Source organism: Helicobacter salomonis, assembly GCF_900197775.1.
In the GTDB taxonomy this organism is placed as follows: Bacteria; Campylobacterota; Campylobacteria; order Campylobacterales; family Helicobacteraceae; genus Helicobacter; species Helicobacter salomonis.
This window is the reverse complement of record NZ_FZMA01000035.1, coordinates 38439-50476: the sequence shown is the minus strand read 5'-3', so window position 1 is coordinate 50476 and position 12038 is coordinate 38439. Positions and strand designations below refer to the sequence as shown.

Below are 12038 nucleotides of genomic sequence, written 5' to 3'. Positions count from 1 at the left end.
CATTAAAAAGGTTTTAGTGCAAACCATCTATGCTTATCTTGGAACTTTTGTACGAACAGAGCAAAACTCCTTGACAACATGGTCAGTTCTTAGTTAACATTGTATTCTCATTTTGCATTCAGAAAGGAAATTTTGGTATGGTAGTAGCACACAGCACACAGCACACAGCACACAGCACACAGCACACAGCACACAGCACACAGCACACAGCACACAGCACACAGCACAAGCTTAAGCGGGCACTCTTAGACTTTAGCACACTTGGTACACTTGCACTTTTTGCTCTAGCTCCTTTGAGTGCGGAGAAAAACGGCGCATTTGTAGGAGCAGGGTTCCAATACTCCAATTTCAGCGGACAGCTAAAAGCGAGCAAACCTGCTTTAGAGCAGGTGGTAGGAACATGGAAAATGAATGGCAACCTCTTTGGGGCGGACATTCAGATCGGCTACAAACAATTCTTTGGCAAGAAAAAACACTTTGGCTTGCGCTATTACGGCTTTTTCAGCGGACAGGGAGGGCCCGCTTCATTTAAACAAAATGTAGAAGATGAAAATGGCAACACCACTTTAGTAACCACCAACCAGCAATCCGCCAATCTCTTCTATGGCGTGGGGCTAGATATGCTCTTTAACTTCTATGAAAAGCAAGAGCGCACTTTTGGGGTGTTTGCGGGCGTGATGGTCGGGGGTTCTAGCTGGTTGATGGGCAAGGGCTTCATTAATGGGGAATGCACTTGGAGTGATGATGATGGCAAGTGCACTACCATGAATAATTACTTTAAGGCACGCGCAAAGTTTTTTAATGGCGAGGGCTTTAAAGGCGTGTTTTCCCCCACCCATGTACAGGTTTTGGTCAATCTGGGTGTGAGGGCAAATATTACCCAACATCAGGGTTTTGAGCTAGGTGTGCGCGTCCCCACTATCGACGACCCTTATCTCACTTTGAGCACCACAAAGGATTTCCCACAATATGGCGTGAAAAAGGGCGATGCGATAGCCATTACCTTCAGACGCAACATCGCAATCTTTGCCAATTATGTCTATAATTTCTAATTTCTGAGATAGGCAGGCGAGTAGCGGGGCAACCCGCTAAAGCATTCCCTAGAACTTCTTCTTGTTAGTGTCCTCCAAAATATCACTGGCAATACGCCCAACATCTTTGCTGATATTCAAACACTCGTTGGCGATTTCAATATTATGACTCAAACTGCTGTCAAATTGTGCAATGACTTGGTTAATATCCAGCACAGCATCTGCCTGCTCTTTAATGGCACTGGAATTATCTACAATAGATTGCACCAAGACATTGATATTGCTCTCAATCTCACCTAAAGATTTTTGGGTGCGCTCAGCGAGTTTACGCACTTCATCGGCCACTACAGCGAAACCTCGTCCATGTTCACCTGCTCTAGCAGCCTCAATAGCGGCATTCAGAGCGAGCAAGTTGGTCTGATCGGCAATATCGCGGATAATTTCCACCACATGCTTGATTTCTTGACTTTGGGCGATCATCCCATCGCTCTTATTGCTCACTTCACTAATGCGCTGCGTGATGTCCTCAATGTTTTGCGTGGCGCTCTTGATTTGGAGAGATTGCTCTACAGAGTTTTGGGTTAACTTATCCATACTCCCCTTCAAATCCATAGCCTTAGTGTTGAGATGATTAGCAAAACTCAGTGAAACATGGAGCATTTTTGTGATCTCAACCCCTAACTGATTGATGGCTAGTTCAATATCCCCATGGGCATGCTCAATGGTGTTGGTGAAGTCGAGGTTTTGATAGGCATGCACTACTTCTAGTATCTTATTGATATCTGAACCGATGTTCTTATCTAAAGTGCCCATCATGGAATGCAATGTAGAAACGAGATCGCAGAGTTGAGGGCTGGCATTGCTTTGGCATTGCAAATCTTTGAGGCTAATGATGCCTCTTTCCAAGTTGGAAGCATTAAGTGTTGCCTGTGCCACCATGTGATTGTCTGCCTCAAAATTTTTTTGAAGGCGTGTAATATTCTCACAGAGGGCATTGCGCATCATCCCAATCTCATCGTTAGATCGCGATCTATCTAGCTCCAGATTAATCCTCTCATGCCGCAATAAACCAAAGAAGTCCATGAGCATTCTGAGCATGCTATTGAGCCGTTGTACGATCTGCAAACGCATGTAGAAGTACAAGATGAGCATAGCAATCATAAAAGCAAGCACTCCCCCTATGATCACAACGCGACGAATTTTATAGAGTTCGCCAAACACCTGATTTGTGGTCAACACTGCTCCCACTACCCAATTATAACTGCTCCCCAATACGCTATCAAAGGGGGTAAAAGTGTAGAGAGTGGTGATCGTATTCTGTTTTAAAAGAGAAGAATACCACTCTACAATTTTGAGCTCACCGGGCTTAGCATTTTTTCTAAAGTCTAAGATGTCTTTGGTGTGCACATCGGGCATGGCTTCACTGAACTGTTTGCCCTGCAATGAGTGATCGCGATGAATCGCTAAAATACTATCATCGCTACCCAGCATGAATCCATCTAAATCACCTTTGGGAAAGAAGTCCTCTTGAATAGCTGCAAAATCTACAAAAACGCCCGCCAGTGCGATCACTTCGTTATTAGACTTGATGGAAATGACAATTGTAGTCCCAAAAGCTTTGCTCCCATCTAGCAGGGTGGTGCTTTTGACATAATTACGCATATTGTGTTGCTTGATCAAAGTTTCTTGCACAACTGGGGCGTTCATAACAGTGGCACTATTAGTTGAACTCAAAATCTTGTCATCAAGGCCTCGAATCACCTCGATACTGCTCTTGGGCCTATGGTTTTCTACCAAAACCAAAAATGCCTGGCGGATGTAGATATCTTTGCTCGATTCTATGATCTTGGCGAGCATACTCTCTATTTCCTGTGTTTCTTGTATCTCCCAGCGGTTTGCACTCAAAAATGCCCCGAAAGTATTGAGCATGCGCCCCACTGAACGCAAGACCATGATCACCTTGGTGGCCTTTAACTTAGCCTGCTCCTTCAAAATCTGCTCCGAGCTACTCTTGTAATTTTTGTTCATGAGCATTAACAAATAGGCATCTAGCCCCCCAAACATGAGCAGGAGGACACATGAGAGCATGAGCATGAGTTTAGAGCCTAGTTTCAAGTTTTTGAACATCGCCACTCCTAGAACAGAATTAGAACTTCTTCTTGTTGGTGTCCTCCAAAATATCACTGGCAATACGCCCAACATCTTTGCTGATATTCAAACACTCGTTGGCGATTTCAATATTATGACTCAAACTGCTGTCAAATTGTGCAATGACTTGGTTAATATCCAGCACAGCATCTGCCTGCTCTTTAATGGCACTGGAATTATCTACAATAGATTGCACCAAGACATTGATATTGCTCTCAATCTCACCCAAAGATTTTTGGGTGCGCTCAGCGAGTTTACGCACTTCATCGGCCACTACAGCGAAACCTCGTCCATGTTCACCCGCGCGCGCCGCTTCGATCGCGGCATTCAGAGCGAGCAAGTTAGTCTGATCGGCAATATCGCGGATAATTTCCACCACATGCTTGATTTCTTGACTTTGGGCGATCATCCCATCGCTCTTATTGCTCACTTCACTAATGCGCTGCGTGATGTCCTCAATGTTTTGCGTGGCGCTCTTGATTTGGAGAGATTGCTCTACAGAGTTTTGGGTTAACTTATCCATACTCCCCTTCAAATCCATAGCCTTAGTGTTGAGATGATTAGCAAAACTCAGTGAGACATGGAGCATTTTTGTGATCTCAACCCCTAACTGATTGATGGCTAGTTCAATATCCCCATGGGCATGCTCAATGGTGTTGGTGAAGTCGAGGTTTTTGTAGTTACGCATCACTCTCAAAATTCTATTGAGATCGGAGCCAACATTTTTCTCTAAACCCGCAATCATGGAACACAGGGTAGAGATAAGCTCACAGAGTTGAGGAGTAGACCCCTCCTGACATTGTAAATTTTTCGCTCCAATCATGCCCTTTTGGATATTGTCGGCATTGAGTGTTGCCTGTGCCACCATGTAATTATCCGCTTCGAAAGTGTTCTGGATGTGCTGAATATTGGCGATAATGTCCTTATACATCATGCCAATTTCATCGTTATAGACTACCTTTTCAAAGGAAATTCGGTGTGCCTGCTCATGTCTAATCAACCTAAAAAAGGATTGGAGTGTGATCTGCATGGTCTGCAAGCGTCTAATGACCTGAAAATGTAGAAAAATATACAGGATCGCGGCGGTTAAAGTGAGAGTGAAGAGCCCACCAAGCAGAATGATCTTGCGGAGCTGATAAAGATCTGCAAAGGCTTCATCTTTGGAGATGGTCGCTGCGATTACCCAATTATAATCGACCTTGCTCAAAAGCTTGCTGTAAGGTCTAAAGGTATAGAGAGTCACCACCATGTCTTTTTTCGTCGCGTTGCTATACCAATTCATCAGTTGCATTGTGTTGGGCTTTGCCTTTTCGCGAAAATCCAAAATGTCCTGTGTTCTAGGGTCTTTCATGACATCTGCAAATTTCACTCCCTGTAATTTGTGATTGGTATGCACAGCCAAGGTAATGCCTCCACGACCAATTAAAAAGCCATTTTGACCATTATTGGGAAAATACTGCGCTTGAATCCGTTCAAAATCGGTAAAAAGCCCTACAACAGCGACCATTTTTCCATGAATTTTAATGGGCAAAGCAATAATATTCCCAAAAATCTTATTACCACCTAGTAGCGATGTGAGTTCAGTGTGGCTTCGGGCGTCTTCCTTGGTTTGCAGAACGGTTTGCACAACTGGTTCTTTAAAAATATCCAGATCGTCGGCATAGACATGAAGCTGATCTTGGTTATCCTTAAAAATTCCCACATTGCTTTGTAACTGCTCTTTGTCATTTAAAATGACTAGGAAAACTTCGCGGATATAGCCCTGTTCACTGGTCTTGATTAGACCGGTAAGCATGTCTTGGATTTTATGATGTTCTTGCAAAATTTGGGGATTAGCGACGACATATCCTCTAAAGTTGGAGACAACTTCAGCAATGGTATCCAGGGCGTGGATGATACCGGTTGCTTTCACTTTGATTTGCCCCTTGAGAATCTGTGTAATACTGTGGTTGAGGGTACGATCGGCGTTAATGAGGAGAATCGTACCCAACATGCCAAATAGACAGACTAAAACAATGGAAATTAGCAAGATTACTTTTGAGCCCAATTTCAGATTTTTAAACATGGAGTCTCTTTCTCTTAGAATTAACGCTCAACTTTGCAATAAACAAATAGCCGTGATTTTGCTAGCAATACCCATAACATACCCCCCAAATCTAACCTAGGGAGGTTGCGACGCCGCCAAGACCCATCCATCGATGGGTCTTACAATACCTTCTGTTAGACTTAACGCCCCAACTCTGCGGGGGGTATTATAGCACAACACATAGACAAAATTCCAAGTGTTGAGTGTTGAGTGTTGCATATCCATCCTTAAAATTTCTTTTTGTTGATGTCATCTAAGATATCTGTAGCGATGGCTTCGATGTCTTTGCTGATATTCAAGCACTTGTTGGCAATGTCAACGCTATGGCTCAGGTTTGCATCAAATTGTGCAATGACTTGGTTAATATCCAGCACAGCATCTGCCTGCTCTTTAATGGCACTGGAATTATCTACAATGGATTGCACCAAGACATTGATATTACTCTCAATCTCACCTAAAGATTTTTGGGTGCGCTCAGCAAGTTTACGCACTTCATCGGCCACTACAGCGAAACCTCGTCCATGTTCACCCGCGCGCGCGGCCTCAATGGAGGCATTCAGAGCGAGCAAGTTGGTCTGATCGGCGATTTCTGAAATCATCTCCACTACATTTTTGATCTCATGGCTTTGGGCGATCATATCATCACTCTTAGAGCTCACAGAGCTGATATTTTGGGTAATTACCTCGATGTTCTGTGTAGTCTGTCTGATCTCTTGGGATTGTTGGGCGGATTTGGTAGCCAGCTCATCCATGCTGGATTTAAGTCCCTGACATCTGTCATTGAGTGTGTTGGCATACCCCGAAGAGGTGATCAGCATTTTCACAATTTCAGAATCTAGCTGGTTAGTAGCAACTTCAAAATCCCCTTTAGCATTCTCAATTTTCGCCGTAAAATCCAAATTTTGATAAGCACGCACCACATTTAAAATGCGGTTTAAGTCCGCTCCAACCCGCTGTTCTAAAAAGTCAATCATGGTATTGATGGTCTGAATCAACTTAGAGAGATGGGGTGTGCTGGCCTTCACATGGATTCGCTGGGTAACATCGCCTTGTTCCACAGCAGAGGCCACAGAGATCACATCTGCCATGATCGCGTTATCGTTTTGGAAATTCTCCTGAATCTTGAGCACATTTTCATTGATTGCCTTAAACATCTCGCCTATCTCGTCATTTTGCTTGGAATGACAGATCGTAATTTGCACCTGTTCGTGATTGAGTAGTTTAAAGAACTTATCCAGGGTTATAGAGACATGCTTAACGCGTTTCACGACGCTGTAATGGATGTATAAGAATACCACTACCATTGTGATGACGAGCAAAATCGCCACAATGATAGTAACACCCTGACGCACACGCGAGATGTGTTGATACAGATCTTTTTTGGAGATGACAGCTCCAATCATCCAGTTATGCCCTTGGTGAATATTCTGGAAGGGGCGAAAAGTGTAGAGTGCAAGGATTGATTCTGAGTGGAGCACATCAGAATAGAAAGTGCCCAACATACTCGCTCCTTCTTTAGCATTTTCCCTGAAGTTTTCAATTTCTTGGACTTCTTGGCCGGACATGACCTCGCTAAATGCCTTGCCTTGCAGACTATGATTGCGATTGATGGCAAAAATACGATTACCTCCCCCCATAAAGAAGCCATTTTCTGCTACTTCTGTGGGGAAATACTGTTTCTGCAAGAGCTCCATATTGATGAAAACACCCGCTACTGCGACAAGTGCACCGTGCTCGTCAATAATAGGCATGGCAATGGTAGTGCCAAAACGCTTGGTCCCATCAAGCAAAGCAGTAAAATCAGTAGAGGAACGCGCAGGCTTTTGACTCTCCAGCACTTTTGTAATCAAGGGGGATTGCAAAATAGAGGGGGAGTTGCGATAGGAGCGCACAGTTTTATCTGGTTCTTCTATGGACGCGTAACTGCTGTAAGGCTGTTTATCCTGCAAGAATACCAGCCATGCTTGGCGTATAAAATGCTTGTTGAGCACCAGTTTTTCAACATTATCCTGAAGTGTTTTGTCTTCTGCATCTCTTAGGAAAGCAAATCCATCACCCGAAAAATAGGCAGTGTAGTGAGTCAAAGATTGCGCCAGGTTATTGAGCACTAAGGTAATTGTCTTAGCTCGGTTAAATGCTTGGTTTTTGACTGACCGATTGGCATCATGAATCAACATTTCTGTTGCCTCATGTGTAAAATAGCTTCCTACCAGCACAAAAGAAGCGATCAGAATGATAGCAATCATCAAAACACTCTTGGTTCCGAGTTTGAGATTTGTTAGCATGACATTCTTCCTTTCTTGCTCAAATGGATATCCATTTTTTATTTAATCATTTCTTGCAAAAAATACGATTAAATCCCTGCACAACACCAACATATGCTTAAGTATCTATGACAGAGAGTGCCCAAAGTTGCGCCCATGGGTAGTGGTGGTAAACCCAAATACCTCTAACATTTGGGTACTTCGCGAGCGCCTAAAGACTTAGGTACACTTTCCAGATAAACACTCTGGGAGGGGAAGGCAAAACTCAAGCCCAGTTCTTCGACAATCTGCATGATCTTGAGCATGACATCCTCTTTAACCGCCAACCACTCTCCCCAAATCACCGTCCTAGAAAAGCAATACACTAAAATGTTGATCGAACTATCCCCAAAATTGTCCACAAAGACAAATAGGTTGGATTTATAGCCCATCAGATCGTCCATGGACACGATGTGTTCGCGATCCATCATGTAATCCTGCTGGGCATTCAACTCCTGCTTGGTAGACGCATCTAAATCGGAGAATTTAGCAATCTTGGGGTGTTGCTCAAGCATGGTGCGGATGGCATGGACACATTGGACGAGCTTATCTCTAGGAGAGCCATAGGTCAGCCCAATACTCATTCTGATCCTGCGCCCCACTTTGCGGCGATTCCAGTTGCGGATGGATTTCCCCGCTAGCTCAGAATTGGGCACGAATAAGAGCGCGTTGTCAAAACCTCTCACCGTCGTGCGCCTAAGACCCATTTCCACCACTGTGCCTTCCACATCGCCACATACAATCCAATCTCCCTGCCCAAAGGAGTTGTCTAGGAGCAGAATGACTGAGGCAAAGAAATTAGCCAGCAAATCCTTGACTGCCAATGCCACGGCCAAACCTCCAATCCCTAGCGAGGCGATGATAGCCGAGATATTGAATCCTAACTGTTTGAGCACTGCTAAAATTGTGATCGTTACAATGAAAAAATAGGCTACCTTGAGGATAAGGTTGACCACCTCGCGTCTAAAGCCATTGCGCTTGGAAGCTAGAGTCGCAAGTAGAGCCGCACCATAAGCTTTAAACAAAGCGATACCCAGCCAACCTAGCAAAGAAATGTAGATCACCCCCAAATACATGTTAAATTTGATGGGCGTGGGGTGAGGGTAGTGCAAAATATCTATAGAGATATCAAAGCTATAGATGAGCAAGAAAGTAGAAATGGGGGTGATGATGCTGTTGCGGATTCTCTGCTGCACTTGTTCGTTTTTACGGCTAAAGCGCACAAAGAGATCGAGGAATTTCATAAAAAGGGTGGTGGCGAGTTTTCTCAAGGTGAGTAAGACTAGTAGCAAGGCAAGAGAGAGCAAAATTTTAGCACTCTGAAGCCCATGCGAGCTAGGAAAAAGCTTGTTTAGTATGGCAGCAACGCGCTCTAAAATCCATTGCATATCGATACTAAGGAGAATATTTTTGGAGAGCACTTGGTCGGGATGCTGTTGGATGTAGTGGAGCACTTCTAAGTAGGTCTTGAGTTTGAGCTTATAGTCATCTAGCGTATCTTGAAGGTGGTGCAAGTTGAGCGTGTTCAAATCAGTAGGAAGGACATAGGTTTTAGCCATGGCTCCCTCAAATTTGAGCAAGACAGCCATGCTCAAGGTTTTGACATCTTTTTCTTGGCTAAAGAAATCCAACGAAGTGCGCAATTTCTCTAAGAAGTCATACATTTGCTGGTCGGCTTCTAAATTCCTGAGCTCCAAAGTGCTGAGCATGTAGGCGTAAATATCATTACCCTTACTGCTCTTGAGCAAAGTTTGCTTGAGCTGCGCTTGTTTTTGTAAGTTTTTCTGGATATCGATCCCTATATGCTCTTGATTACGCAATAAACGCAACGCAAAAGTGTGAATCAAATCGTTCTTTTGATCGCTAAAAAGGGGAACCTCAGAGCGTCTAGCGGGGTCTTGCTCATAGTGCGCAATCACCTGATTGAGTTGTTTGATTTGTTTTAAGAGGATATAGAGATCGATCGCATCTGGATCGCTGTCTGCGCGCACCAAACCACACACACATAAGAGGCTCAGTAAGAATGCGCGCACCCACCCTATCATGGTGCTAAGACCCATTTCTTGAAGAGATCGCCGCGCTCCTGGTAAGAACTAAATTGGTCCAAGCTGGCTGCGCTGGGTGAGAGCAATGCGATCTGGTCGCGCTTTAAAGAGGCTTTGATCGCATGCACGGCGCTGGCTAAATCTCCACAATGCAGCGCATTCACGCCGTATTTCTTCGCCATCTCAGACATCAAAGCTGCGCTAGTGCCAATGGTGTAGATTTGCACCTGCATATGCGCCAATGTTTCAAACAAGGGGGTTAAATCCATCTGCTTGCTATCCCCTCCCACAATCAAGTGTACATAACGATGGGCAAAACGCGCCAGAGCCTTGAGTGTAGCGTCTACATTGGTCGCCTTGCTATCATTGACCCATGTGCGCGCCTGCGCATCTTGGAAGACTTCTAGGCGGTGGGGTTGGAGAGCGTAGCTATTGAGGCGATCATAATCAATGGTGTTAAAGGCTAATTTAGTCGCGCTTAAAGCCAAGAGTGCGTCTAATAGAAAGGGTTCTTCAAAGCGCACTTTGGCAAGCTCCAAGCCCATCTGCTGGGCCAAGTGGGTAGAGTTTTCATAAAAAATGAGTGTGGGCGCATCTGATCTCTTCAAGGCCATTCGCACGAGGGGATGGGTTTGCAAGCACGCTTGTAAAAACGCAGGACTGCCTCCACGCATCAAGCCCAATGGCTTGAGTTTTGCGCGCACATAGTGCTCGTAAGTGCCATGCCAGTTGAGGTGATCTTGGGCCAAGGGGAGCAGAATGTAGAAATCAGGGGCGTAGTGTTGCGTATAGTGCAAACTAAAGGAACTGCTCTCTAAAATCCAAATTGGTGCATCTAAATTGATCAGAGGCACTCCGATATTTCCACCCACCTGAGCTTCAAAGGGCTCACAGAGCAAGCCCAGCATTTCGGTCGTGGTGGTTTTGCCATTTGTACCACTCACAAAAAGGGTGCATGCGGGGCGTCTGATCTGTGCGACATAATCGTATTCACTCACCAAGTGCTGACTCGCTAAAACTAGAGGGTGATGGGGGGGTATACCCGGGCTGACAATTTCCACGCTAGAGCGCGCAGGGTCAAAGGTGGCAGAGGGGAGCAAGGGCTGATTATGAGGGGTGGTTGCAGGAGCGTGGACATTGTCATCATAGATCGTGCAAGACATGCCATGCCGATGAAAATAGGCGGCAAAAGCCTTGTTAGTGCGTCCATACCCAAGCAAAGAGATCATTGCATCCACCACTTAATTATGATTATACTTTTTAAGTTTAACACAAAAACTACAAAATATGGTTTAGACCTAGCGCACTTTAAGGCTGAGCAAGGCCACAAGATTGCTCAAAATTGCTACAATCCAGAAACGCAAAATAATCTTGTTCTCTGGCCAACCCTTGGATTCAAAGTGATGGTGCAGGGGAGCCATGTGAAAAATGCGCTTCTTGCGCACCTTATAACTTCCAATTTGCAGGATCACCGACATCGCTTCTAGGACAAAGATCGACCCCATTAAAATGAGCAAAATTTCATTATTTGTAATGATAGCCATGTAGGCGATGAATCCCCCAATCCCCAAACTCCCACTATCTCCCATAAACACCTCAGCTGGAAAGGCATTGAACCACAGAAAACCCAATAGTGCTCCCATCAATGCGGAAGACACCACCACCACCTCGCCACTATGGAGCACTTTGGGATAGAGAAGATACTTGCTAAATTCGGCATTGCCTACAACATAGATAAAAACGCTTAAACTCAACAAGACACAAATACTAGGCACAGTCGCCAAACCATCAAGACCATCGGTGAGATTAACCGCATTCGTGGTCGAGAGAAAGACGAGCACCCAAAACCCCAGTAACAATATGGGATGGTCTTGAAAGGAAAAGAGGGGCGTTTTCAAAAAGGGGACATAGAGGTTCTTTTCTGAAATGAGCGTGTAAAGCACGCCCACAATGCTTAAGGAAACCCCAAAAAGCAGGGCCATTTTGAGTCTGGAGGAGATGCCTGCATTCTTCTTTTGGCGAATCTTGGTGTAGTCATCTTGCATGCCAATAGCCCCAAAGGCGAGTAAGCTCCAAAGAGCTAAAAGCACGAAGGGATTGTCCAATCTCGCGCTGAGCAAGGAGGAGATAATAGTAGTGCCTAAAAAAACCACCCCGCCCATCGTGGGTGTATCCTTTTTATTCTGATGGGGAATGAAATCTGAGATGGGCTGGCTGGCTTTCGTGGCTTTAGCCCATCTAATGAAAAGAGGCATTAAGTAAACACAAGCAAAAAAACTGATAAAAAACGCCAACCCTGCCCGAAAGGTCAGGTATTGAAAGATGTTTACACCAAAGTATGTGTAGAGATAGTAGAGCATTGTGCGTCTTTGAAACTAAGATCAAGCTCGTATTATGCTCAATTTTGCTGAATCCACTTCCTGCG

7 protein-coding genes are annotated in these 12038 nt (G+C 44.7%); 1 reads left to right on the top strand and 6 read right to left on the bottom strand.

From position 1 onward, the window contains the following. Positions 1-137: 137 nt before the first annotated feature. Positions 138-1052: an outer membrane protein gene (locus C6H04_RS05770; protein ID WP_104732584.1), complete on the top strand. Its 915-nt coding sequence runs from the start codon at positions 138-140 to the stop codon at positions 1050-1052. Between the two features lie 48 nt (positions 1053-1100). Here the strand turns inward: C6H04_RS05770 and C6H04_RS08175 are convergent, their stop codons facing one another. From C6H04_RS08175 to mraY, 6 genes are all read right to left on the bottom strand, one after another. Further along, complete coding sequence (locus tag C6H04_RS08175) at positions 1101-1625, bottom strand: methyl-accepting chemotaxis protein (protein ID WP_233709734.1); 525 nt, start codon at positions 1623-1625, stop codon at positions 1101-1103. 1552 nt (positions 1626-3177) lie between these two features. Continuing rightward, on the bottom strand, positions 3178-3702 hold the full coding sequence (locus C6H04_RS08370; RefSeq protein ID WP_233709734.1) for a methyl-accepting chemotaxis protein: 525 nt from the start codon (positions 3700-3702) through the stop codon (positions 3178-3180). A gap of 1790 nt (positions 3703-5492) precedes the next feature. Then, complete coding sequence (locus tag C6H04_RS08365) at positions 5493-7550, bottom strand: methyl-accepting chemotaxis protein (RefSeq protein WP_104732582.1); 2058 nt, start codon at positions 7548-7550, stop codon at positions 5493-5495. 164 nt (positions 7551-7714) lie between these two features. Further along, on the bottom strand, positions 7715-9613 hold the full coding sequence (locus C6H04_RS05750; RefSeq protein WP_199767092.1) for a mechanosensitive ion channel family protein: 1899 nt from the start codon (positions 9611-9613) through the stop codon (positions 7715-7717). Continuing rightward, entirely contained in the window at positions 9610-10842 is a 1233-nt protein-coding gene (murD, locus tag C6H04_RS05745) for a UDP-N-acetylmuramoyl-L-alanine--D-glutamate ligase (protein WP_104732581.1), read from the bottom strand. The genes C6H04_RS05750 and murD overlap by 4 nt, the downstream gene beginning before the upstream one ends. Before the next feature lie 69 nt (positions 10843-10911). Further along, positions 10912-11973: a phospho-N-acetylmuramoyl-pentapeptide-transferase gene (gene mraY, locus C6H04_RS05740; protein ID WP_104695181.1), complete on the bottom strand. Its 1062-nt coding sequence runs from the start codon at positions 11971-11973 to the stop codon at positions 10912-10914. Positions 11974-12038: the final 65 nt, after the last annotated feature.